The organism is Haliscomenobacter sp. (assembly GCF_033763495.1).
Taxonomy (GTDB): Bacteria; Bacteroidota; Bacteroidia; order Chitinophagales; family Saprospiraceae; genus Haliscomenobacter.
Map to the genome: position 1 here is coordinate 1 of NZ_JANRKL010000144.1, position 25,245 is coordinate 25,245.

19 protein-coding genes are annotated in these 25,245 nt (G+C 47.4%); 7 read left to right on the plus strand and 12 right to left on the minus strand.

Going from position 1 to position 25,245, the window contains the following annotated elements:
* Positions 1 to 89 precede the first annotated feature (89 nt).
* The 3 genes from rodA to deoC all read right to left on the minus strand — a co-directional run bounded on the left by rodA (position 90) and on the right by deoC (position 2,687).
* Positions 90 to 1,487, minus strand: a complete 1,398-nt coding sequence (rodA, locus tag SFV55_RS14535) for a rod shape-determining protein RodA (protein ID WP_320030241.1) — start codon at positions 1,485 to 1,487, stop codon at positions 90 to 92.
* A gap of 13 nt (positions 1,488 to 1,500) precedes the next feature.
* Positions 1,501 to 1,908: an SPOR domain-containing protein gene (locus tag SFV55_RS14540; RefSeq protein ID WP_320030242.1), complete on the minus strand. Its 408-nt coding sequence runs from the start codon at positions 1,906 to 1,908 to the stop codon at positions 1,501 to 1,503.
* A gap of 104 nt (positions 1,909 to 2,012) precedes the next feature.
* Positions 2,013 to 2,687 (minus strand): deoxyribose-phosphate aldolase, encoded by a 675-nt coding sequence (gene deoC / locus SFV55_RS14545; protein WP_320030243.1) that lies wholly within the window; start codon positions 2,685 to 2,687, stop codon positions 2,013 to 2,015.
* Between the two features lie 139 nt (positions 2,688 to 2,826).
* Here deoC and ftcD point away from each other — a divergent pair, with 139 nt between their 5' ends.
* On the plus strand, positions 2,827 to 3,843 hold the full coding sequence (gene ftcD, locus SFV55_RS14550) for a glutamate formimidoyltransferase (protein WP_320030244.1): 1,017 nt from the start codon (positions 2,827 to 2,829) through the stop codon (positions 3,841 to 3,843).
* Positions 3,844 to 3,861: 18 nt separating this feature from the next.
* Here ftcD and SFV55_RS14555 read toward each other — a convergent pair whose 3' ends face one another.
* Together SFV55_RS14555 and SFV55_RS14560 are read right to left on the minus strand one after the other, a co-directional pair.
* On the minus strand, positions 3,862 to 4,179 hold the full coding sequence (locus tag SFV55_RS14555) for a hypothetical protein (protein ID WP_320030245.1): 318 nt from the start codon (positions 4,177 to 4,179) through the stop codon (positions 3,862 to 3,864).
* Positions 4,180 to 4,342: 163 nt separating this feature from the next.
* The gene (locus tag SFV55_RS14560; RefSeq protein WP_320030246.1) at positions 4,343 to 5,794 is read right to left on the minus strand and encodes a hypothetical protein; all 1,452 of its coding nucleotides are present in this window, start codon (positions 5,792 to 5,794) and stop codon (positions 4,343 to 4,345) included.
* 141 nt (positions 5,795 to 5,935) lie between these two features.
* Between SFV55_RS14560 and SFV55_RS14565 the strand changes: the two genes are divergently transcribed.
* Together SFV55_RS14565 and SFV55_RS14570 are read left to right on the plus strand one after the other, a co-directional pair.
* Positions 5,936 to 8,416, plus strand: coding sequence for a T9SS type A sorting domain-containing protein (locus SFV55_RS14565; protein ID WP_320030247.1), 2,481 nt, complete (start codon positions 5,936 to 5,938; stop codon positions 8,414 to 8,416).
* Between the two features lie 42 nt (positions 8,417 to 8,458).
* Positions 8,459 to 9,040, plus strand: coding sequence for a hypothetical protein (locus SFV55_RS14570; protein WP_320030248.1), 582 nt, complete (start codon positions 8,459 to 8,461; stop codon positions 9,038 to 9,040).
* 105 nt (positions 9,041 to 9,145) lie between these two features.
* On the opposite strand, the gene SFV55_RS14575 is transcribed toward SFV55_RS14570, so the two are convergent.
* The 3 genes from SFV55_RS14575 to glgX are packed head-to-tail and all read right to left on the minus strand — an operon-like array spanning position 9,146 to position 12,799.
* On the minus strand, positions 9,146 to 9,715 hold the full coding sequence (locus SFV55_RS14575; RefSeq protein WP_320030249.1) for a CAP domain-containing protein: 570 nt from the start codon (positions 9,713 to 9,715) through the stop codon (positions 9,146 to 9,148).
* 39 nt (positions 9,716 to 9,754) lie between these two features.
* Positions 9,755 to 10,654, minus strand: coding sequence for a hypothetical protein (locus SFV55_RS14580; RefSeq protein WP_320030250.1), 900 nt, complete (start codon positions 10,652 to 10,654; stop codon positions 9,755 to 9,757).
* Positions 10,655 to 10,693: 39 nt separating this feature from the next.
* Entirely contained in the window at positions 10,694 to 12,799 is a 2,106-nt protein-coding gene (glgX, locus tag SFV55_RS14585; RefSeq protein WP_320030251.1) for a glycogen debranching protein GlgX, read from the minus strand.
* Between the two features lie 284 nt (positions 12,800 to 13,083).
* On the opposite strand from glgX, the gene SFV55_RS14590 reads away from it, so the two are divergent.
* The 3 genes from SFV55_RS14590 to SFV55_RS14600 all read left to right on the plus strand — a co-directional run bounded on the left by SFV55_RS14590 (position 13,084) and on the right by SFV55_RS14600 (position 16,875).
* Positions 13,084 to 14,355, plus strand: coding sequence for an FAD/NAD(P)-binding oxidoreductase (locus SFV55_RS14590; RefSeq protein ID WP_320030252.1), 1,272 nt, complete (start codon positions 13,084 to 13,086; stop codon positions 14,353 to 14,355).
* A gap of 149 nt (positions 14,356 to 14,504) precedes the next feature.
* Positions 14,505 to 15,473 carry a polyprenyl synthetase family protein gene (locus tag SFV55_RS14595; protein WP_320030253.1) on the plus strand — a complete coding sequence of 323 codons (969 nt, stop codon included), beginning with the start codon at positions 14,505 to 14,507 and terminating at the stop codon, positions 15,471 to 15,473.
* Between the two features lie 76 nt (positions 15,474 to 15,549).
* Positions 15,550 to 16,875: a Gfo/Idh/MocA family oxidoreductase gene (locus tag SFV55_RS14600; RefSeq protein WP_320030254.1), complete on the plus strand. Its 1,326-nt coding sequence runs from the start codon at positions 15,550 to 15,552 to the stop codon at positions 16,873 to 16,875.
* 86 nt (positions 16,876 to 16,961) lie between these two features.
* Here the strand turns inward: SFV55_RS14600 and SFV55_RS14605 are convergent, their stop codons facing one another.
* The 3 genes from SFV55_RS14605 to SFV55_RS14615 form a co-directional block, all read right to left on the minus strand.
* Positions 16,962 to 18,128, minus strand: a complete 1,167-nt coding sequence (locus SFV55_RS14605; protein ID WP_320030255.1) for a lactonase family protein — start codon at positions 18,126 to 18,128, stop codon at positions 16,962 to 16,964.
* 324 nt (positions 18,129 to 18,452) lie between these two features.
* Complete coding sequence (locus SFV55_RS14610) at positions 18,453 to 20,723, minus strand: aconitate hydratase (protein WP_320030256.1); 2,271 nt, start codon at positions 20,721 to 20,723, stop codon at positions 18,453 to 18,455.
* Positions 20,724 to 21,177: 454 nt separating this feature from the next.
* Entirely contained in the window at positions 21,178 to 21,573 is a 396-nt protein-coding gene (locus SFV55_RS14615) for a DUF5684 domain-containing protein (protein WP_320030257.1), read from the minus strand.
* Between the two features lie 315 nt (positions 21,574 to 21,888).
* Here SFV55_RS14615 and SFV55_RS14620 point away from each other — a divergent pair, with 315 nt between their 5' ends.
* The gene (locus SFV55_RS14620; RefSeq protein WP_320030258.1) at positions 21,889 to 22,770 is read left to right on the plus strand and encodes a hydroxypyruvate isomerase family protein; all 882 of its coding nucleotides are present in this window, start codon (positions 21,889 to 21,891) and stop codon (positions 22,768 to 22,770) included.
* 34 nt (positions 22,771 to 22,804) lie between these two features.
* Here the strand turns inward: SFV55_RS14620 and SFV55_RS14625 are convergent, their stop codons facing one another.
* Positions 22,805 to 25,231, minus strand: coding sequence for a zinc-dependent metalloprotease (locus SFV55_RS14625; RefSeq protein ID WP_320030259.1), 2,427 nt, complete (start codon positions 25,229 to 25,231; stop codon positions 22,805 to 22,807).
* Between the last annotated feature and the right edge of the window lie 14 nt (positions 25,232 to 25,245).

Genomic DNA, 25,245 nt, shown 5'->3' on the forward strand with positions numbered 1-25,245 from the left:
GGCTGCCGCGAGCGACTTAGACAAAGACATTGTCAAAATCGCTCGCGGCAGCCTCAACTTCTCAACTCCTCAGCTTTTAAACTTTTTAACTACAAACGGTAACGATCCCGGTCCATCTTCAAAACAATGGCCATCATTGTGGAGAAAGTCAACAAAGATGACCCACCCCTGCTGATGAAAGGGAGAGGAATACCAATCATGGGGGTTACCCCGATGGTCATTCCGATATTGATGAAAAAGTGGATGAACAATATACCAACAACACAATAGGTATACACTCGTGCAAAATTGGAGCGCTGTCGCTCGGCAATTACCGTCAAGCGCAACATCAGGACCAAAAACAAACCAATAATCCCAATTGCTCCGATAAAGCCTTGCTCCTCGCCTACCGTGCAAAAGATAAAATCGGTAGGTTGTTCGGGCACATAACTATAGCGGGTCATACTACCTTGCAAAAAACCTTTGCCCAATAGGCCGCCAGAAGTAATGGCGGTTTTGGATTGCATGAAGTTGTACATGGACTTACATTCAGCACAAACTTCTGGTTTCAACCAAACTAGGATCCGGTCTGCCTGGTGAGGTTTGAGCACTTTAAGCACTGCATAGTTAGCCGAAATACACATCCCAATTGCCAAAGTGATGGCTAAAGCCGCAGCCCCAACTTCTCGCACACCTTTGCGGCTAGCATAAATCAATCCCCAAATTAAATATATCGCAGCTAATGCCCCCAAGCTATACAATCCATGTTTAAACCACCAGCCTGTCACCGCAGCAACAAACACCCCAGAAACGATTCTCTGAGCGTTAACTCGCTCTTTATATAGGGTAGTCAAATACCACAAACCTAAACTCAGAATGACAATGGAAACAATGATGGGATCATACATCAAACCCAATAGTAAAATAGCCAAAATGGCACCTCCTCCAATGTAGTAGTTGGGCGACAAACCTTCACGGTACATGGCGATCAAAAAAGAGCTAAACACAATCGCCGAGCCAAGGTCTCCCTGCATCAAAATCAGCCCCATCGGGATCAACAACATGCCAAAAGCAAGGATCTGACTGCGGAAACTTTTCAAATTGGTACTGGGTGTACTCAAAAAAGAAGCCATTGCCAATGCAGCGGTTAATTTGGCAAGTTCGGAAGGCTGGAATGACATGCCTCCAATGATGTACCAGGACCGGTTACCATGAATTTCCGTACCAAAAAATGGCACCCCCAGTAGTAAAATCATGGAGATGGCATACAAAGGATAGGCCAGGAGTTGCCAGATTTTCCAGTCGAGGGTAAGAACAACTCCGAAGGCCACTGCTGAAATGGCCATCCAAATCAACTGCCTGCCTACTGAAGAGCGCATGAATCCGTATTTCTCGTATTCAATGTAGGTAGAGGCATAAATCATCAATACCCCAAAGACAACCAACGTCAGATAAACGGAAAAAGCAACCCAATCGATTGTTTTTGTCCCGGTGAATTTACCCAGCATAACTCAACTTCTTCTAATATCCAATGAAATCAATGGGACTAATTTGACTGTCCTGTACCAGATAAGCTCCAGGATAAGGACCTCTCAACAATTGTTGCAAACTCATTGCCTCCAGCTTGCTGTGGTAAGCACCTACCCGCAACAAATAATAAGGCCGTTCGTGCAACCAGGTTACGGGTACAAACGGATATTGGGCTTTGAAATTGTTTAAGGTTTCATCCAACTTGGGTCGATCAGTTGTTGCTAAAATTTGCAGTCGCCACCCATTGATGTATGGCTTTTGCTTATTGCCTTCTACATACTGGCTCATCAAATTGGTTATGGCTGGATCTTCTTTGATTTGGATGTTTTGTAGCCCCTGTGCTTTCGCTGCACCAAAACTCACTATCAGCAGGAACAAAGCAATAAAGGTGCGTTGCATGTGTTTTTTTTACAAAAATACAAAAACTTGCGCAGAAGTATGTGCTATCTAAGGGCTTGATTTGCTAATGAGTTAATCGCATTGGTTTTGTCAAAAAATGAGCACTAGTAAGACCCTTCTCCGGTCTCTCCCTTAACAATGGCAACGCCCGATGAAGTGCCAATCCGAGTAGCCCCTGCCTCAATCATCGCTTTGGCGTCAGCAAAACTACGAATCCCCCCTGATGCCTTAATGGCTATCTTGTGATGGAGTAATTCTCCCATTCGCTTTACCACCTCAAGGGTAGCACCACCACCATTGAATCCGGTGGAGGTTTTGGCAAAATCTGGTCCCAACTCGGCCATCACTGCACAAGCTTGCTCCAATTCCACAGGAGTAAGTATCGCTGTTTCTAGGATGATTTTTATTTTTTTACCCTTCATCCGGCTCGCAGTAATCAGGCTGTCTACATCGCTCCGCACATGCGACCACAATTGGTTTTTTACTGCACACAAATTGATGACAGCATCTATTTCATCTGCACCATCGTCGATAGCACGTTTGATTTCTTCTACCTTTGCAATGGTACTGGAATACCCGAGTGGAAAGCCGACTACCGTGGCGACCTGTATTTTTTGCGGAGCATCTTCCAGCCAGCGGGCAGCGTCGTGTACATAATAAGGTGGAATACATACGGCAGCAAAACCGTACTCCCGCGCCTCAGCACAGAGTTGGCGAATGTTGTCCAGAGTCGAATCCGGTTTGAGTAGCGTGTGGTCAATGTATGCGGCAACGTTCATGTCGGGATGTAAAATTTGTCAAGTGAATTTGTTAAAGTAGGGGTATGGTACAATATTAATTTGGCGAAAGATAGGTTAATTTAACTTATATAAGCAGATATTTAACATTTAATTTGAGACCGCCCAAATCCTGTTGGATATGCAACAAGTCAATGAACAACCATTGTTGGAATGTGTGCCCAATTTCAGTGAAGGCCGCAATCCTGAATTGATCGAAGCAATTGCTGCCTCCATTCGCCAAGTGAAAGAGGTAAGCCTTTTACATGTAGATCCTGGCTTTGATGCCAATCGTACGGTGATGACTTTTGTTGGCCCGCCTCTAGCAGTTGTCGAGGCTGCTTTTCAAAGCATCAGAACCGCCGCACAAGTCATCGACATGCGCCAACAGCAAGGTGCTCACCCTAGGATTGGGGCTACGGACGTTTGCCCGCTGGTGCCCATCAAGGGTTTAACGATGGAAGAAGCAGTCAAGCTGGCGCAACAATTGGGGCAAAGGATCGGAATTGAGCTGAACATCCCGGTGTATTTGTACGAATATGCAGCTACTGCACCCCACCGGCGCAATTTAGCCCATGTCCGCCAGGGCGAATATGAAGGCTTGGCAGCTAAAATCAGACACCCTGAATGGTACCCCGACTTCGGGCCAAAAGAAGGATCCTTCCCCGCCGGAGCTACGGTATTGGGTGCCCGCAAGTTTTTAATCGCTTACAATGTCAATCTGAATACCAAAGACCCGAAGGTCGCCCAACGAATTGCCGAAAGGGTCAGAGAAAGTGGTTATTTGCAGCAGGATGGCCATGACCACAAGCAACGCATCCCTGGCCGTTGTCCGGGGGTAAAAGCCATTGGGTGGTACATGCCTGCCTACGGCAAAGCTCAGGTATCCATGAATATTACCGACCTGGATCAAACCCCACTACACCTTGCTTTTGAAGCCTGTTGTGAGGAGGCGCAGCAACTTGGATTCAAGGTTACAGGTTCGGAGTTGATTGGTTTGGCACCGCTTCGGGTATTTTTAGAAGCAGGGCAATATTATGACCCTTACGAAACCGATCCGGATCGTTTGATTGATGTGACTATAACTCATTTGGGTCTGCAGGAACTTAGAAGATTCGAACGAGGACAAAGAATCCTGGAAGATCAATTAAAAAGATAGAAGGAATAAACCCTAAGCTTACCAAGAAAAAAACTTGATACTAGACAATGGATTTTTTCTGCTTTCTGGCTTTGTTTCCTGGCTGGCGGTAATTTTAAAAGAACTCATCTTGGTTTTGTCTGCATAGTGCAACCAAACAAAATAAGTCCCTGCTTTTAAATCGGCAATCGGGAACTGCAGGCTTTGTTTGCCGAGTTCCAATGCCCATTGCTGTTCATAACAAGGTTTTCCCACCTTGTCCTGTACAATTAAGCTTACTATCTGTGGTTTGTCATTCTTCACGTCTAGTACAGCTCGTCCTTCTTCTGGGTGAATGTAGATTTCTCCTACTTCCATCACGTGTTTTTTTATTTGTGACGAAAAAACTGGTAAAAGGTCATGTTTTTTGGGAAAATGAAGAAATGATTGAAAACATAAATGTGTAACAAATATAAAAATAACCGCTGTGCTGGCTTATAAAACAGTAAAATTACAAGCCCTATTTACAGCATGCAAGTTATTAATGTTTTGTTGTGAATGAAAACTTTTGCTCCAATACTTCTTCCAGCCATTGTTTATTTGCTAGTGGCTGTAAGGTATCTAGGTCATTTCTCAATTGTTTTTTAAACTTTCCAGCGTCCCGAACATTCATTAAAACATGTTGTAACTGACTCAAACGCTGCAAGATATGCAAAAAATTAAGGCTAGATTTTTTTTGATAATCCGACAATTGCCGATTGCGTTGTACAAAACGACGCGTAGCATTGATGAGCGCCAGAAGTGCTTCATTTTCGGCCAGCAAGTAGTAAGTTTTGAGTTGAATCAACTTGGCTGAAAGATGATAAAAAGCATCCGTAAATTCCACATTGTGCAACATACGCAGAGCGGAAGGGTAATCTTTTTTTTCAAAATATAAATTGACTAGGTTATAGGTGTAAACATTTTGGTGTACATCAGGGGTCAAGTAGTGCTGGTAGTCTTCGATGAAACGCTCAGTCCATTCGTAATCCCGGGTGCGTATACCAGCAGTAATAATGTTAGTAAAAGTCCATTGGGTGAGTGTGCCATTTTTAAAGATGATTGCTTCATCCAAGAGCAGTTTGTACAGTAGCAAAATCTCCTGATAATACTGGTTTTCGCCAGAATTGATGCGCAATACAGCAAAATTAAGCACATAGGTATACAATTGACGAAGTTCCTGTTGCGGAATCAGTTTGAGATGAGTTTCCAACAAACCTTTGAGTTGCAAATAAGCTTGGTCGTCTTTATAGGTAAACATGTTGTAAGCTGCCAGATATAGCTGAAAAGCGGGGAACCTGGTCAATTCCCGGGGGTTATTCTGGTACCAATGAATAATGTCATCGATAAAAGCACATTGGTAATCTGCCTTTACTGCTGTGCTGCGACTAGCCATATCGCAGGCAATCTTTATTTTTTCGAGTTGGTAAAAACGATCCAAGGCATCACTACGCGATTGTAGATGTGGGGTATAGGCTCTCTTTTCCTGACTCATCAAGTGCTGATCCTGCAAATCCTGTAGTTGATAAGCCGCATACCAATAATTGCTGTCTTGCCAGCTTGTGGTTTCTTGCAGCTGAGTATAACGTTCCAAGTGCATAACACAGGGTTCCAAACATTCCTGATCGAGCAATGTGCGGATCAGCAATTGTTTTTGCAGCACCTTTTCGCGGTTATAGCGACTCTGCGCCAAAAAGTCGTAGAGCAGGTAGAGCAAGTCGGAAATGAGGTTGTTGTATTTCAGTTCATTGAAAGTTTCCTGTGGGAAACACAGGCTGTACATTTCTCGCTTGTCGACTGTTTTTTTGGTCTTCACACACTGCTCGATACCCTGGATTAGCGCTTGCAGGTTCTTATTTTGGTTAAAAAAAACGGAATGCACGTACAAAACAAATTGCTTTCGTTCTTTTGCGTTGAAATTTTGGTACAAATCGAGGAAGCGATTCTTTCTCATCTTCTATAATCATTTTAGTAAAAAACTGATTTTCATATTTTTAATTGTTTAAAAATAATATCCTGTCCTATAATTTCATTTTTTTGTCCTTTAGCAACCAGCGTGTCGCTCCTACCTTTGTCACAACAAAAAAAAGATCTCATGCAACGTTTTTATGCATTATTCACCTTACTGGTTTTGTTCGCAGTACAATTGAGTGCCCAACGCGCCGATTGTATGAACATCTACCTGGCCCGAACCGATAGCAGCAGCTTTGATACGGTGCTGCTGGACGTCAGAGTGCGCAACTATGCCAATACCATTGGCCTGCAATACACCACCCAATGGGACACCAGTATGTTGCAGTTGCTAGATGTGCGCAACTTTGGCCTCCCCGGATTGCGAAAAACCAACTTTAGCTTTGGCTCACCAAACATCAACAAGGGGTTACTGAGCTTTTCATGGACTCAGTTGGACAGCATTAACCTTTCTGATGGTGCCCGTTTGTATTCCCTGCTCTTTGTCGTAAAAAACAAAAACGCAACTACAACTACCGTTGGCTTCACCGATGCTCCGGTGCCAAGTGAAGTGGTCTATCGGGACAATCGATCGCAAGCGATTACAGGTTTGATTGGCTTAAGACTCAATCTAAAAAGCCCTTCTAAGCCGAACTCCTTGCGCTTTACCCAAATTTGCTCGGCTATGAATAGCTGCAAGGATTCATTGGCTAGTGCAAGTGTGAGTGTGAGTGGAGGAGTGCCGCCTTATCGGTATTTTTGGACGAGAAAGGGGCAGACTTTTCAAACAGCCAGCATTAGTGGCGCCGTTCCGGGTGATTATCAATTGTGGGTGAGTGACCAAAATCAGGATACCATTCCCGCTTTGGTAGCCGTGTCTAAAAATAGTTTTTCTTCAGATGCAATTAATCTCGTTTTTAGCACCCTTTGCGATGACTCCACCAAACAAAGAGCAAAGCTTATTGTGGCATATTTTAACCTGCCGGGTGCCTATAATTTTTCCTGGAGCAATGGGTTTCAAGAAAATGGGGTCTACTTTAGCACACTCAATGTAGCCAAAGACAGCCTTTACAGTGTAACCGTAACCGACGCCAATGGATGCAGCGGCTCTTTATCTGGCTTAAGCGCCGCTGGATGTTATGTTCCACAAGACACCATCGTATCACCACCGGATACCATTATCAACCCGGGTAACGGTAAACCCAGTTTGCTGGTACAAAGCAAAATTGCCAACACGGGTGAAGTTTTTTGTACTCCGGTTATTGCAGACAATTTCCAACAATTGAGCGGCCTTCAATTTGGGCTGCGTTGGGACCCTCAAGCGCTTAGCTTCCAACGGATCAATTACACCAAACCCAATATCATTGACTTCAACACCTTGGGTTTAGGTAATGTGGCCAAGGGAGAATTGCGCTTTGTAAAAGTGTTTAGTCCAAGCGCGGTTGCTTTTTCAGGAGAGGTCTTGTTTGAGGTTTGTTTCACGCCTAGATTGAGCGGCGATTCCACTCAAATTAGCTTTGGCCCCGGTACCTTACCGCCTTTAGCTGTAGATGCCCAACAAAACCTGATTCCTTTCCTGACTTATGGAGGAGCGGTTATTACAGCCCCTAGTATTTGGCCCGGTGATGCCGATGGCAATGGGGTCGTAGATCAATTTGACCTATTGCCGCTTGGCTTGGCATACGGAACCAGCGGTACTCCTCGAGCCAATGCTCAAATCACCTGGGAGCGCCACAATACCCAGAAATGGGGTAGTATTCTGATTAATAGCAATACCGACCTCGCCTTTGTGGATGCCGATGGCAATGGACGGATTGATGCAGCCGATACGAGTGCGCTGGCACGCAACTGGCAGCGCGAACACGGGGATGGTTTGCCCAAATTGTATCAACCAGAAGTTCGTGGCAATGGTGCAGCCCTTTTCATCGATGCAGATACCGTGCTGAGTGGAGCAGGTCAGTGGTTTCCACTCGAATTGGGAACAGCGGATAAAGTTGCAGAAAACGTTTATGGCCTTGCGTTCAGCATAAGTTACGACCCTGCCCAGGTACAGGAAGCGGAGCTAAGTTTTAGTGCAGAGAACTCCTGGTTGGGCACGCTGGGACAAAACCTACTTGCTTTCCAACGCAACAACCCTGTTAAAGGCCGGATTGAGGTTGCTTTAACCCGCACCGATGGCCGCAACGTGAGTGGTTATGGCCGCATCGGTAAAGTAAAAATCACTATCGAGGATGTCATTTTGAACCTGCGGGATGAAGAAAATCCTAAACTTCAATTGGGCATTGAGAATGTTCGTCTGATCAATAACGCTGATCAAATCGTCCCAGTGACGCCCTTGCCCAGTACCCCTACAGCTAAAAAAGGAACCACCACTTCGGCCTATGATCCTTACCTGGATGCTCGCATTCGGGTATACCCCCAACCCGCACGTGATCAATTGTTTCTCGATTATGGCGACTTGTCATTGCGCAGTGTGCAGTTGTTGCAAATAGATGGCAAAGCGCTGAGTGGTGTTTTGATGCCTCAACGCAGCCTGAGTTTGGCTAGGATTCCCAATGGGGTTTATCTCCTGAAAGTGGTGGCTGAAAGTGGCGTAGTCATGAAAAAAGTGTTGGTTGCCCGTTGAGGAACGACACATTATTTTACTCAACATTTAGCATAAGGTATTATGAAAACAATATTGAGCTGTATCCTCTTTTTTTTGCTGCTGAGCCCTGTATTCGCTCAGGTCGATTCCAGCAGGGTCATCAATGGAAGCCTGCAATGCTTCAATTACCGGCCAATTTCTGGCCAAACTGTTGTGTTAACAGACACCTTGAATGGCCAAACCTTGGAACAAACCGTGGATTCTTCAGGCTTTTTCACCTTCCGAAATGTCCCAACCGGCCGTACCTATCAGCTGAGCCTCAAAAACAGTTTACCACCCATTGATACCTTTCAAGCTATTTCCGTACTCGATCTGGTCAAAATGAGTCATCACATCCTCAGCATTCGTCCGCTGGAGGGCCTTGCCTTGAACGCGGCTGATATGAATGAATCTTTTGGGGTAACCACTTTTGACATTGTATTGGTTGTGCGCGCCCTACAAGGTAAAGGAGATGCGAACTTCAACATTCGCCGTGCTTCTATCTTACAGGGCAATGGCAAAGTATATTCCCAGAACATTATCCCTAATTTCACAACCAGTCTCTGGGGGCTGCAGTTCGTCTATTTCATCAAAGGTGATGTGGATGGATCGGGTTGTCCCTGATTGAGTTAATCCCTTATTTTGTGAAGGGGCTGTTCTTTGCGAAAGAACAGCCCCTGTTTTGTCAAAGTCGCTCGCGGTAGCCTCAACTCCTCTACCCCTCAACTCCTACTGGCATTTTTTAGCCTCACCCGCCGGGTCAACTTCGCGCCCAAACCACACCACCGCGTAGTTTCCATACAAACCCACACCACAGGCGTTCCAAGTCAGTTTTTTCCAGATGTCGCGGTTGATCATCATGTTGTTGTGCGGAGTGCTTTTTTTCCATCCTGCTATGGCTGCGTTTGCATTTGCACCATCGCTCTGCCAATACGAAATTTCAAAACCATCCCCTTTGTACTTGCTCAATTCCCGCGGTTTGTCCCACATGCATTTGGCCTGAGCGTGATCGTTGGTATAACAGCAAGCAGTCCATTCACCCTTGTCTGACCAGCTGTGCAGGTTGCAATTGCCTTTAACGGGTTGATTGTCTTGGAGATCTTTGGCGTGGGCCTGGGCCACAATGGTCATCGATGCAGAGAGGGGGATTTTGGGTAGTTTGTACAGCTTGCGGTAGGCATTGAGTTGTTCGTAAATTTTAAATTCTTCGGCATTGAGACAAACTTCCGGTTGGTTTTTTTCAGGGGTAGCAAACACCATGGCTAGGGCTATCATAACATAGAGCAAAAGACTTTGCATAGGGATTTTTTTGCTAGCTAAAACGAAAAATAAATGCAATTAATTATCCACTTGTTCAATCCCGTGAAGTGGCACATCCGTTGGGCGGGTACGCTTCCAGCGCCGGTGCGTCCAGAGCCAGTAATCCGGCGTTTCGCGAATGATTTGTTCCAAAATCCGGGTGTGCTTTTCAGAAATTTCGCCTTCCACAGTTTGTTGTGGCTCATCCGTGACAGACAACGCATTCACCGTAAAGTGCCCCCGGCCTACTCTGTTTACTTTGATAAAAACCACGGGCCAATTGTATTCTTTGGCATAACGCTCGGTGCCCCAAAATATGGGTGTTTCTTGATTGAGAAACATCGTCCAATAGGCATTGCGTGGATTCGAAGGGGCTTGGTCAGTCCCAAAAATAGTGGCCATTCGGCGATGGCTGTTTTCCGCAAAAAAAGTGCGGGAGTCGCGGGTAGGAACCATCTCCATTCCAAAGCGACCTCGGGAATCCTGTAATTTCTGATTCAGGAATTTATTCTTCAAAGGGTGGTACAAGGCTACTCCTTCGTGAGGAATCTGGGCACAAAGTCCCATGGCCACCAATTCCCAGTTGTTGTAGTGCCCACCAGCAATGATCACGGCTTTCCCTGCTGCAAAATGGCGATGAAACAACTCGATGTCGTTCATTTTGCAACGCTCAAAGAGCTCTGCTTTGGACATGGAAAACAAACGAATGGTTTCTACCAATTGGTCGCAAAAAAAACGGTAAAACTCGTCGGCAATTTTTTTGATCTCCGCCTCCGTTTTTTGAGGAAATGAATTGCGCAAATTACCCAATACTACTTTGGTTCGGTAGCCCAAACTGCGATACAAAACAAAGTACATAAAATCGGAAAGCCGATAGAGTACCGTCAGGGGTAGTTTGGACAATGGCAGCAAAACCAAATAATATAAAATGCGACTCATGAGTTGGTGGTATTTCGAGGCAAAAATAGGTTTAATTGTTCATTCATCCCTAACCAGGCTGTCGTAAGTCAATTCTTGCCCAATCTGCCTTGCCAGCGCAAAAGCACCTTTAGACTGCAAAACCAATACCGAACGAGGCGCTACTTCGTAAATGTACTTACTCAATGGCTTTTGGGGAGGGACACTGTTGATGTCTTCCGGGCTCTGCAAAGCAGTGTCTACCAGGCGATACCAGCCCTTACTCTGGGGGCTGGAAGGCGGCGGTAACTCAAAATCCAGTGGTTCCCAATAAGCATTCAGGACAACGTAAATTTCTTCTTCATAATCTGGATTGTGCAAGGAGAAGGCCAAGCTGCGAGAGTCTTCGCTCCAATCAGGCTCTCCTGGCGCAGTTCCATGCCAGTGTACAGTGGTATGATGGCTATTGAGGAAATGGGACTCCTGAAAATATGGTGAAGTCATATTGATGCGGATCATCTCCCTGACGAAACGCAAGAGGTCGGCTTCTTTTTCCACCTGGGTCCAGTCAAACCAACTGGTCGGGTTATCCTGGCAGTAAGCGTTGTTGTTGCCACCTTGGCTGCGCCGCACTTCATCCCCCATCAAAATCATCGGGGTACCCTGGGCAAGGAGAAGAATGGCAAAGCAGTTTTTGATTTGCCTCAAGCGAAGGGAGTTGATCTCTGGATTGTCTGTAGGGCCTTCTTCTCCGCAGTTCCAACTACGGTTATCGTTGTGGCCATCCCGGTTGCCTTCCCCATTGGCCAGGTTGTGTTTCTGGTTGTAACTCACCAGATCATTAAGCGTAAAGCCATCGTGGCAGGTAGCAAAATTGATGCTACGGTTGGGGTTGCGTTCATCGGTGCGAAATAAATCGGGGCTGGCGGACAAGCACTGCACCATCGGTTCAGCATATCCTGCATCTCCTTTGATGAAGGAGCGAACCCGATCGCGGAACTTTCCGTTCCATTCCGCCCAGCGGTCACCCACAAAATTGCCTACCTGATACAATTCTACATCCCAGGCTTCAGCAATGAGTTTGCTGGAGGCTAAAACCGGGTCGGATTCTATTTCCCACAAAAGAGGGGGATTGGCCATAGGCCGTCCATCACTATCGCGGCTGAGTACGGATGCCAGGTCAAAGCGAAACCCGTCTACCCGCATCACACCGGCCCAGTAGCGCAAACAGTGCCGGATCATCCGACGTACCACCGAGTGATTGCCATTGATGGTATTGCCCGTGCCGCTGAAGTTTTTGTAGTGCTTTTTATCGTCGGACAACATGTAATAGGTCCGATTGCCCAAACCTTTCAAGGAAAAGGTTGGCCCATTTTCATCTCCTTCAGCCGTATGGTTGAACACCACATCCAGAATCACTTCGATGCCCGCTTTGTGCAGCGCTTTGACCATGTCCCGAAATTCATCCAGTGCGCCCAGTGGGTCTTGGCCTACAGCGTAACCGTTGTGGGGTGCAAAGAATGAAATTGGGCTATAACCCCAATAATTGAGTCGCCCTGGAGGGGCATCATACAAATCAAACTGTTGGATAGGTAAAAGTTCTACAGCCGTGATGCCCAAGGATTGCAGGTACGGAATTTTTTCAATTAGCCCCCGATAGGTGCCCCGCATTTCGGCAGGCAAACCCGATGATGGGTCTTTCGTAAATCCGCCTACGTGCAATTCATAGATGATGGTCCGCTCAAAAGTGTGGTTGGGCGGGGTATCGTCCTCCCAGTCGTAAAGATATGGATCCACTACAATCCCCTTTAGCGCTGTTGCACAGTTGTCTCCAGCGTGGCGGGCTCTTTCCCGGTCCCAGGTGTCGTTGACTACCGCCAAAGCATAGGGATCGAGCAATACTTTTTGGCCATCAAAACGCATCCCGGTTTCGGGGCTGTAAGGTCCGTATACCCGGTAGGCGTATACTTGCCCATGTTCAAGGCCAGGTACGAAGCAATGCCAATAGTAAAAAGTTTTGTTGTGCTTTGGCGAAAGGGTAATGATTTGCCTCGGTCGACGGTGATCCTGTGCATCAAACAACAGTAATTCAACTGCCGTCGCATTTCGAGCGTACAAGCTAAAATTAACACCTTCGGGATGTACGGTAGCTCCCAAAGGGTAACTTTTGCCAGGTAGGACTTGCATGAGTGGTCTTATTTGCACTGTAAAAGTACAGTCTTTGCCGGGATCTTAGGGCGATAAATAAACAAATGTTCAATTTACCCAAGGATCATACAAATAAATGGCTCAATTTAAGCATCTTATCTAATTCTATGGCTTGAAAAAATGTGCATTTATTTTTGCCTACTAATTAACTGCCTTTGCTGAAGTATTTTCCAATTGTGTGACAGAAGTCACGGTTTGGGCTTTTCAATAGTGGTAATTTTAAACTACAAAAGCACTTCATTCACGCACACAATGTAGGCCTTATGGAAAAGCATCATCAAATCGTCATCATCGGAGCCGGAACAGCTGGTGTTACCGTGGCTGCACAACTTTTACGAAAAGACCGCAAGCTGGATATCGCACTGATCGACCCAGCGCAAAAACACTACTACCAGGCGGCCTGGACCCTCGTTGGGGCTGGCACATACAACTACAAAGCCACCGAACGCGACATGGCTTCGGTGATCCCCTCAGGCGCGAAGTGGATTCAACAGGGAGTGCAGGAAGTTGATCCCGATGCCAACAAAGTTACCTTGCAGGATGGTACTACAATTACTTACGATTACCTGGTGGCCTGCCCTGGCATCCAGATGAACCTCAATGCTGTGGAGGGCCTGGCGGAAACCATCAATAAAAATAATGTTTGCAGCAACTACATCAACCCCAATTACACCTGGGAAGTGCTGCAAAATTTTCAAGGTGGCACGGCCATCTTTGCCTCCCCAGCCACCGCAATCAAATGTGGTGGTGCGCCCCAAAAAATCATGTACCTGGCCGATGATTACTTCCGTCGCACCAAGAAGCGGGACAAAACTGACATCACCTTTATCACTCCTGGCAGTGTTATTTTCGGGACAGAGCCCTTCAAGAGCACCATCATGGAAGTGGTCAAACGCAAGGATATTCAACTTCGCTTTTTCCACGCCCTGACCAAAGTAGACGGCCCCAACCACAAGGCGACCTTCAAAATTATGGCCCATCAGGACGAGCCGGATGTTTTGTACTACCAGCACCGACCACTACGGGAAAAATTAGTTGCGGAAGCAGAAGTGGAGATCGAGTTTGACCTATTGCACCTGGCACCACCTCAATCCGCCCCTGATTTTATCCAACGCTCCAAAATTGCAGCGCAAGATGGGCCACAAAAAGGCTGGGTCAATGTAAATCAATACACTTTGCAGCACAATGTGTATGCCAATGTATTTTCCTTGGGTGATGCTGCGGGTTTGCCTACCGCTAAAACGGGCGCTGCGGTCCGCAAACAAGCCCCTGTGCTGGTCGAAAACCTGTTGCACGTCATCCACCACGATGGTGCCGCCATGCAGCCCGATTACCATGGCTATTCTTCCTGTCCGATTGTGACCGGATATGGCAAAATGGTACTGGCCGAGTTTGATTACGACAACAAACGGGCGAGTGATCCACTCATCTCCAGGTTGTTCGACACTTCCAAAGAGCTGTTTGCCATGTGGATTCTCAAAAAATATGGCCTGCCCTTCATGTACTGGAATTTGATGTTGAAGGGTAAGGCATGAGGCCATAATCCCTCGTTCTTGCGGCAATAGCAATTGAATTTTCCGTTTTGAGGTTCAAGTGCTATTGCTGCTGTTTTTATCAATATCCTTGCACTCTTCCAGCTTTTGTTTACCTTTATCCCAGTACTTTATCTTCCGTACTTTGGGATATGTCGCTGGATACCATTAAGAAGCCAATCGATCAGGAACTCACCAAGTTTGAGCAACACTTCAAACAATCCATGCGCAGCTCAGTTCCGCTGCTGGACAAGATCACTTATTATATTGTGCGGCGCAAAGGCAAGCAGGTTCGGCCGATGTTTGTCTTTCTGGCAGCCAAGATTTGTGGCGAAATCGGCGAGCCCACCTATGTAGCTGCCTCTTTGATTGAGCTTCTACACACTGCTACCCTCGTACACGACGATGTGGTGGACGACTCGATGGAACGCCGGGGCTTTTTTTCGGTAAATGCCCTTTGGAAAAATAAAATTGCAGTTCTGGTTGGTGATTTTTTGCTTTCCCAGGGCTTGTTGCTGGCTGTCCGCAACCAACAATTCAGGGTGTTGGAAATCGTTTCCAATGCAGTCAAAGCCATGAGTGAAGGGGAATTGTTGCAAATTGAAAAAGCCCGCCGCCTGGACATCAAGGAAGAAATTTATTACGAGATCATCCGCCAAAAAACCGCCTCGCTGATCTCTTCTGCTTGCGAAGCCGGTGCCGCCTCCACCACTACCGACAACGACGCCATCGAACGGATGCGCATTTTTGGCGAAAAAATTGGCCTAGCCTTCCAAATCAAAGACGACCTCTTCGACTTTGGCACCGACGATGTCGGCAAGCCTCTCGGCATCGACATCAAGGAAAAAAAGATGACCTTGCCCCTCATCTATGCCCTCAATCAAACGGACGCCAGTACCCGCCGCCACATCATTGGCCTGGTGCGTCGCCACAGCGAAAATCCCGAAAAAGTAAAAGAAGTGATCGATTTTGTACGCCAAAGCGGCGGCATTCAATATACAGAGCAAGTAATGCTAAAATTCCGGCAAGAGGCCTTTGAGATTCTGGATGGTTTCCCGGGATCGGAGTCAAGAACGGCATTGAGGGAGTTGGTGATTTTTGTGACGGAGCGGAAGAAGTAGAAGAAAGGGTGGAAGTGTCTTAAGAAAATAGCATCATCAAGCAAAACATACTTTCCTACATCAAATCCAAAAAGCCATGTCCAAGCGTCGCGATTTTATGAAAAATACGGCTCTGGCCGGAGCGGGTATCCTGCTTGCCCCTGAATTGTTTCCATTCAAGGGCTTTTCACCCAATGAAAAAGTCGTCATCGGTGCCGTTGGCACCAATAGTCGTGGGTTCTTCCTGGCGCGTATGTTTGCCAAAATGCCCAATGTAGAAGTGGGTTTCGTTTGTGATGTTGACGAAAAGGTATTGGAAAAAACCATTGCCGATATCGAAAAAGTATCTGGGAAAAAGCCCAAAGGTTACAAGGATGTGCGCAAGATGCTGGAGGAAAAAGACCTGGATGCCATCTTTATCGCAGCACCCGACCATTGGCACGCCCCCGCAGCCTTGATGGCGCTACAGGCAGGTAAACACGTGTATGTGGAAAAACCTTGTTCGCACAACCCATCGGAAGGTGAAATCCTGGTACAAGCCATGGCCAAATATGGCAAACTAGTACAAATGGGCAGCCAACGCCGCTCCTTCCCCAAGGTACAGGAGGCCATGAAAGCCTTAAAAGACGGCATCATCGGGCGGCCTTACTTCGCCCGGGGTTGGTACGCCAACAACCGCAAGCCTATTGGAGTTGGCAAAAAAGTAGCACCACCCTCCCATCTGGATTTTGACCTTTGGCAAGGCCCTGCACCCCGCCGCGAATACCAGGACAACCTTGTGCATTACAACTGGCACTGGTTTTGGCATTGGGGAACAGGTGAAGCACTCAACAATGGCACCCACGAACTGGACGTGATGCGCTGGGGTATGGGCCTGGATTATCCGGTGAAAGTGGTCTCTGCCGGTGGTCGTTTTGCCTACCAAGACGACTGGGAAACACCCGATACTCAAACCATAACCTATGAATTCGCCAATAATACCTCCATCACCTGGGAAGGCCGGAGTTGTAATGGTTTCAACAGCGAAGGGGTTGGGCGCGGGGTCATTTTTTATGGCGACAAAGGCACCATGACCATCCCCGGTGGCGACGATTACAAGGTGTACGACCTAGAGAATAAACTGGTCAAAGACGTCAAAACTGAACTGCAAGAAGCCCAACGCACCAACACCATGGGTATGGGAGAACTGTTGGACAGCTTGCACCTCAATAACTTTATCGAAAGCATTCGGGGTAAAGAAAAACTCAATTGCCCCATCATCGAAGGCCACAAATCAACCCTCTTGCCCCAACTTGGCAATATCGCCCTGCGCAACGGCGGCGTATTGAACTGCGACTCCAGCAATGGCCATATTCTCAAAAACAAAACAGCGATGAAGCTGTGGGGAAGGGAATATGAGAAGGGTTGGGAGATGAAACTTTAATTTTAATGATGAATGATAAGTGATGAACGATGAATTGTTCACCTTTTGCGGTTTTAGATTCATCACTTATCATTCATCATTCATCACTACTGAAACTGCACACACACCGGCGTAAACACCTTCTCCTCCTTCCGGTATTTGAGTTGACCATCCTTGTCGATGCTCAGAATGACAATGTTGTCGGAGTTCTGATTGGCGGCGTACAGGAAGCGACCATCGGGCGAAATGGCAAAGTTGCGGGGTACTTCACCCTGGGTGGAAGCATGCCCGATCAAGCTAAGAGCACCCGTTGTGGGATCGATGCTGTATCCCACGATGCTATTGTGCCCACGATTGGCCGCATACAAAAACTGGCCATTGGACGTGATGTGTAAGTCGGAGCAAGTATTGCTGCCTTTAAAATCGGCTGGCAGGGTGCTGATGCTTTGCACCGTATCCAATTTTCCCGTGTTTTTGTCCCAATTCATCAAGGTTACGGTACAGCTGAGTTCGTTGACCACGTAGGCTTTGGGCAGGCTGGGGTGGAAAGTAAAATGGCGCGGCCCACTGGTGGGATGTACTTTCGTAGCTCCGATTTTGGTCAATGGCTTTTGGGGCGAATCGTAATTGATTTTATAGGTGTAGATGTTATCCGTGCCCAGATCAGGCACATACAAATATTGCTCATCAGGCGAGAGGTTGACGCTATGTGGGTGTGGGGCATCCTGTCGGGAATGAGGGCCTTTACCCTGGTATGCTTCGTGAAAGGTTGACGCTTCTAGCCCACCATTAGCTGCTACAGGATAAACTGCGATTACCCCCACATAATTGGCCACAAATACGTAACGGCTTTTGCTATCCGTACTGACGTGACAAGGGGCAAAAGCAAAAGTGGGTTGTTGGTTGATTTTTTCAAGGTGGTCATCAGCCCGGCGATAAGCCACTACCCGGCCTGCTTCGTCCACATCAGAGCCAATTTCCTCTACAGCATAAAGGTATTTGCCATTGGCGCTGAGGGTCAAAAATGAAGGATTCACAATCCCATCTTGCACTCCAATTTTGTCCAGATAGCCTGTTGCACTATCCAACTGGTACAAATAAATGCCTTCGCCCTTGCCATCTACGTGCCCTTCTTTTTTTGAATAAGTACCAATAAAGGCGGTGTAGGTTTTGGCAGCTTTGGTGCTGGTGGTTTGTGCTGTTTTGCTTCCAGATTCACAGCCTAGCAAAACGCCCAGCGCCAGCAGGAATGTGCAAAGTTTTAAGTACTGCATGTTTTTATTTGTTTGCTGAAAGATAAGTTATAAAATGCAGAAAGCCCCTTCGTTTTCACGAAGAGGCTTTCTTGTTTTTTATTGCCACAAAGACACGAAGAAACCTCACCAGTGAACATCCTACTCGGAGGACATGAATTGCCACGTGCTTTAGCGCGTGGATATGGGTTGCTCTTCTTGATCGGGCTTTAGCCCCTGCCTTGATTTTAAAGCTAGGGCTAAAGCCAATAATCTAGGGTGTCCCGATGCCCCCAGGCTAAAGCCAGGGGCAATTCATGTCCTCCGAGCAAAATGCTCAGTGGTATCCAAGGAATAGAGCTGTGCTTACGCTACGCCCATTTCCTGACGAATTTTATTCAAGGCTGAGCCTGCGCGCAACCAGTCGATTTGTTGCTCGTTGTAGGTGTGCAGCAATTCGATGTTATCGGAAGTACCATCAGAGTGGTTCAAGACCATGGTGATGGATTTTCCGGGGGCCATGGTTTCAAAGCCTTCGATATCGATGGAGTCATCCTGGCGGATTTTTTCGTAATCTTCTGGATTAGCGAAAGTCAGTGCCAGCATGCCCTGCTTTTTCAGGTTGGTTTCGTGGATACGTGCGAAGGATTTAACCACAACCGCTTTTACCCCCAGGAAGCGAGGCTGCATCGCCGCGTGCTCGCGAGAAGAACCTTCACCGTAGTTTTCTTCACCGAATACCACTGTGCTAACGCCAGCATCGCGGTAAGCCAAACCCGAATCTGGCACTGCCATGTATTCATTTTTCACCAGGTTCAACACCTTATTGGTTTCGCCATTGAAGTAATTGATGGCACTGATGAAGGTGTTTTTGGCAATGTTTTGCAAGTGTCCGCGGAACTCCAACCAGGGGCCAGCCATCGAAATGTGGTCAGTGGTACACTTCCCTTTGGCCTTGATCAAAATGCGCATCCCTTTTACCTGATCATTGGTGATTGGTACAAAAGGTGTGAGCAATTGCAATCGGCTGGAAGTAGGGGATACACTAATCACCACCTGGCTGGAATCAGCAGCAGGGGCCTGATAACCCGCATCTTCTACCGCAAAACCTTTAGCTGGCAATTCTGCGCCACTTGGTGGATCGAGTTTTACAGCTACGCCATCCTCGTTGATCAAGGTATCGGTCAGTGGGTTGAAAGTCAGGTCGCCCGCAATGGCAAATGCGGTTACGATTTCTGGTGAAGCCACAAACGAACGGGTTTGTGGATTGCCGTCATTGCGCTTGGAGAAGTTGCGGTTGAAAGAAGTGATGATCGAGTTGGCACGGGTTGGATCATCGGTATGGCGTGACCATTGACCGATACAGGGACCACAAGCGTTGGCCATTACTACACCACCAATTTCTTCAAAAGTAGCCAATTGACCATCGCGGTTTACGGTGTAACGGATTTGCTCCGAACCTGGCGTGATGGTGAATTCTGCTTTGGCCACCAGTTTTTTGGCTTTGGCCTGGCGCGCCACTGAAGCAGCACGGTCCAAATCCTCGTAAGAAGAGTTGGTACAAGAGCCAATCAAACCTACTTCCAATTTTTGTGGGTAGCCATTTTCTCTCACCGCTTTGGCAAACTCAGAAATTGGCCAGGCCAAATCTGGCGTGTATGGGCCATTGACGTGTGGTTCCAGGGTATTCAGGTCAATTTCGATCACCTGATCGAAGTATTTTTCTGGATTGGCGTAGCACTCAGCATCGCCAGTCAGGTATTCTTTTACTGAATCACACAAATCCGCTACATCATCACGCTCGGTAGCGCGGAAGTAACGGGCCATTGATTCGTCGTAGCCAAAAGTAGATGTGGTTGCACCAATTTCTGCACCCATGTTACAAATGGTACCTTTACCAGTACAAGACATGGCCTGTGCACCTTCGCCAAAATATTCCACGATTGCGCCCGTGCCACCTTTTACAGTCAGGATACCAGCTACTTTCAGGATTACATCTTTAGGCGAAGTCCAACCACTCAGTTTGCCGGTTAATTTTACTCCGATCTGCTTGGGCATCTTGAGTTCCCAAGGCATACCTACCATCACGTCTACCGCATCAGCGCCACCTACGCCAATGGCCAACATACCCAAACCACCCGCATTAGGGGTATGAGAGTCGGTGCCGATCATCATCCCACCAGGAAATGCGTAGTTTTCGAGTACGGTTTGGTGAATGATCCCCGCACCTGGTTTCCAGAAACCAATGCCGTACTTGTTGGATACACCAGAGAGGAAGTCGTATACTTCGGAGTTGACATCAACCGCCGTTTTAAGGTCGGTATTGGCGCCGTCTTTGGCCAAGATCAAGTGATCACAGTGTACAGTACTAGGTACAGCCGTTTTGCTACGACCACACATCATAAACTGCAACAAAGCCATTTGTGCCGTTGCATCCTGCATGGCTACCCGATCTGGAGCAAAGAAAACGTAGTCTTTGCCACGAGCATAACTCTGCAATGGAGAATCGGCGTGTAAGTGGGCGTAGAGTATTTTTTCGGTGAGCGTCAGAGGACGTCCCAACGCTTGCTTAGCCGCATTTACTCTTGCGGGAAGCGATTCATAGTGAGCCTTCAGCATGTCGAGATCAAATGGCATGGCTGCTGATGAGTTTTTATGGTAGTGAAAAAAAAGTAATCTTTGATAGAGACCGGAAACGAAATGAAGTTGCGTTTCCTTTTCTAATGGTGGTGCAAAAGTACAATTTTATCCGAATTTTTGATGGTTGAGCACAATTATATACTTGTTTTTACAGGATTTTGTTCGGTGCTTTTACATTTTCTCCAATTCTTTAGCAAGTATGATTGTGCTTCCGGATAGATGAGTCTGGAATTTATCAACTTATATTTTAAAACATCATTTGGAATTCTGAAAAGAGAATGCAAAATAGTTTCTCAAAAATTCATCGGGTTTATATTTTCAATGGATTCTGAGATTGGCTCTTTTTTTCTATTCCCTTGATAAGTCCGATGTGTAGCGGGGTCTTCGAAAAAAAATAGTATGGCAGGGACAAAATCGACCGCCATACTACTTTGTCAATTATTGAGCAAAATTAAATTGGATCATCCAGTAAGTCATCGTTGGATTCAACACGTGATGTGGCGCTTGCGCCATCCAGACCAACGAATTGGGTGTCCTTGTTGAACGCCAGCATTGGAATAAAGATAAATGGTAGAAAAATGCAACCGATGGTATAACCTTCGGTTTTCCCAAAACTCTTTACAAACAAGTTCAGCGTCCAAATGCTCCAGATTACACCTACGTAGGGGATCATCATCAACAATATCCACCACCAGGGTTTGCCAACAATTTCGAGCATCGTCAACTGATTGTAAATGGGGACAATTGCTGCCCAGCCTGGTTTCCCAGCCATTTCATACAATTTCCACATACTGGCGACCAATAACACTACCAGTCCGAGTACGAATAAAATCCCAATAAATGCCATAGTAATTGAGGGTTTTAAGTGCCTAGTTTTAATTCGGGTTAAGGCGTTACCCGTGCATACTCTAATGGATTTTCTGCCACCTCCTTTATCTCGTCAATTTTTATACAAACTTATCTAATGTGTTTTTAGTTCCATCTAACGTGCCATTAATCAGACTTTAAGTAGAATGCTAATTTAACGTTTGCAAGAGAAAATTCAAATTATTTTTTTGTTAAGTGATAAACATCTTTTTGACCTTTCATTTGCTTAAATTGCCCTTGAATAAAATCAAGCCCGCCTGATTTCAACTTTGTTCCAAACTATAAATCAAAAAGCATGAATCGACGAGAAGCTATCAACACGGGTTTGCTGAGTTTGGCAGCCTTACAAGCCCCCGCCATGGGTGCCATGTTGGGGAGCAATCAGCAAAATGAAAACAACATGGATACCAAAGCACCTTTTAAACACTCGGTATGCAAGTGGTGTTTTAATGACCTCAGCCTAGAGGTCATGGCCGAAAAGGTCAAAGACATGGGCATCACTTCCATTGAAATAGTGGGGCCAACCGATTGGCCCATTCTAAAAAAACATGGCTTGACCTGCGCCATCGGCAATGCACCCTTTATCAGCCTCACTGATGGGTTCAACGACATCAACAACCACGCCAAGTACCAAAGCATGTTTCCTGAACTGCTGCAAAAAGCGGCGGACCTAGGCATCCCCAACATCATTGTTTTTTCGGGCAATCGCCGTGGGAAAAGCGATGCTGAAGGGTTGGAAAACTGCGCCAAGGGATTGGATCCAATCGTGAAGCAAGCCGAAAAAATGGGGGTAAACATCATTATGGAGTTGCTCAACAGCAAAGTAAACCACAAGGATTACCAATGCGACAAAACGGAGTGGGGCGTAGCATTACTCGAAAAAATGGGTTCACCCAACATGAAGTTGCTTTATGACATCTACCACATGCAAATCATGGAAGGAGACGTTATTGCCACCATTAAAAAATACAACAAGTACTTCGGCCATTACCATACTGCGGGCGTACCCGGAAGACATGAAATTGACGATAGCCAGGAGTTGAATTACCCTGCGATCATGAAAGCGATTGCTGCGACGGGTTTCAAAGGCTACGTAGCGCAGGAATTCATTCCGGTTGCACAAGATAAATTGGACAGCTTGCGCAAAGCCGTCGTGCTTTGTGATGTGGCATTGTAAATGGTATGGGCAACCGCGAAGGTTGCCCATACGATCATTCCCAATCACAACCAATCGGCGCGCCATCCGGCATCGCAGGCCCTGCAGGCACTTTAAAGCTAGCCGGATCAGCGCGGAAGCTGCGCAACTGCTCTCGGAGGTACTCATTGTGCGCCCGTTGGTTGACATCCCCAAATACCCGGGTCAAGTCTTCTTCCAGCCTGCGGATGCGCAGCAAAGCATGGGCTGATACTTGTTGGTTGATTTCTTTATCACCAGCCAAGTTGAGGAGGTGATGCAGCAGGGACTTTTCCACCACCCGATTCAGCTCTTGCAAGTAAGTAGTATTGGGGCTCCGGTCTTTTTGGGTCGCTGAAAACAGCGCATCGAACAAATCTGCCAGGTTCATGCGTTTGGCATCGCGGGCACTGTGCTCCACCAAACGGGCCAGTCTCTGGGGGTGCAACAACAAATCCAAAGTATGTTCCACCGAACTTTCAGCAGCAGCGATGGGGTCAAAAGTCAAGCCAGTATTCACCTTGAACAATTCGCGATCCCGACGATAACCACTGGGCTGTGGAGGAATCAGGGCAATCACTTTTTCTGGAATTGCCAAAAACTGAGGATCTAGCGTAGCAATCAAAGCATTGAGTGCATCGCGCTGGGCGGCATCATCGATCATTTGGTTGGTTGCCTGCCCGTCGCCGCGTACGGCATAGGTGTAGTTCACGCCAGCCACCATTTTAGCCGTTGCTTCCACTTGGTAGCGATGGGCAAGGTAAACGGGCACTAGAACACTTTCCAAGGTTCCCATCGGTGCCCCTACCGGGATATTTTTTTCCGAAAAGCCACTCAGTGCTTTTTCACGTACCCTCATAATTCGGCGTAGTTCCTCAGGTGCTGACTTGCCTTCATCCCAAAGGTGGGACGCCGGGTGCGCACCACCGGGTGCACGAGAGTCTTCGTCGGTGATGTATTGAAAGCCCATTTTGATGTTGTCGTCCAGGATTTTTTTCAGCCCGACCGCTTCATCCACGCCATCGGGAAAGTCCTGGTAGCCGTACATAATGCTACGTTTGTCCCAATCGCCAATTCCTACCGCGTAGGCTTTGGAAAAATCAATTTTGCCCTGGTTGTCCAGCGTAATCAACGGGTGTGGATAATCCATCACCGAGGAGCGGTCTTTTACACTGGCGGCAAAGTTGTGCGCTAATCCCAGGGTATGCCCTACTTCGTGGGCCGACAATTGCCGCAAACGCGCCAAGGCCATTTCTTTCAAACGTGGATCGGGATTGCTGCCATTCTCATAAGCCTCAATCATACCTTGCGCGATCAGGAAATCCTGCCGCACCCGCAGGGAGCCCAGCAACACATGCCCTTTGATGATCTCGCCCGTGCGTGGGTCGGTCACCGAGCTGCCGTAGCTCCAGCCCCGGGTAGAGCGGTGTACCCAGTTGATGAGGTTGTAGCGCACATCCATGGGGTCGGCACCTTCGGGGAGCACTTCCACCCTAAAGGCATTGCGGTAGCCTGCGGCTTCGTAGGCCTGATTCCACCAGCGTGCGCCTTCGATTAGGGCTGATTTTATGGGCTCTGGCGCTCCACGATCCAGGTAATAGATAATGGGTTCTACTGGGTCGCTGATGGCCGCCTTGGGGTCTTTTTTCTCCAGGCGATGGCGGGTGATGAAGCGTTTGAAGATGGGTTGCTCGATCGGCGTAGCGTAATCCCGATAGCCCGTCATGAAGTAGCCTGCGCGTGGATCGTAGATGCGGGGTTTGTAATTGGCATCAGGGAGTTCGATCAGGCTGTGGTGCATGCGCACGGTAATGGCATCGGGGCTGGGTGTTACCGAACGCACCCACTCCCCTTGCGGATCACCCGAGAAAGTGATGATGGCTTCAAATTCGCTGTTTTTTGGAAAGTTTTTGGTCCGCTCCAGGAAAATGGCCGAGCGGGTAGCATCTACATTGTAGCTGCCCTGACGAGCAGTACGCAGGCGGTTGGCAACGCCGTGGGCATCGCGCAGGAGGAAGGGCGTAAAATCAACCAGTACCTTGCCATTCTCTTCGGCTTCCACTTTGAAGCCCCAGAGGGTAGAGCTGGCAAAGGCTTCGGCCACTGAGCGGGCTTCGTCGGGGTTGTTACTGATGGCGCGGTAATCGTAATTGGGCTGCATCATCAGCACCTTGGGGCCAATGCGTACAAAGCGCACGATGCGGTCGCTGCCCAGTTGGTTGCGGTCCAGGCCGATGTCATTGGAACCCACCCCGGCGGAAAGGCCATTGACGTAGAGGATTTCCTGGTCCCACTTGTCGATTTCAAGCCAGATCTTGCCGTCTTTTTCGTCCCAATAAAAATTGAAATAGCCGGTATAGGCTTTGCTGTTTTTGGTTTTGTCCGTAATCGTGGGCGTTTTGTCCTGGCTCCAGGTGGTGATGGAGGTCAGCGCCAATAAAAGAAGTAGGGCGTGTCGCTGCATGTTGCGTTGGTTTG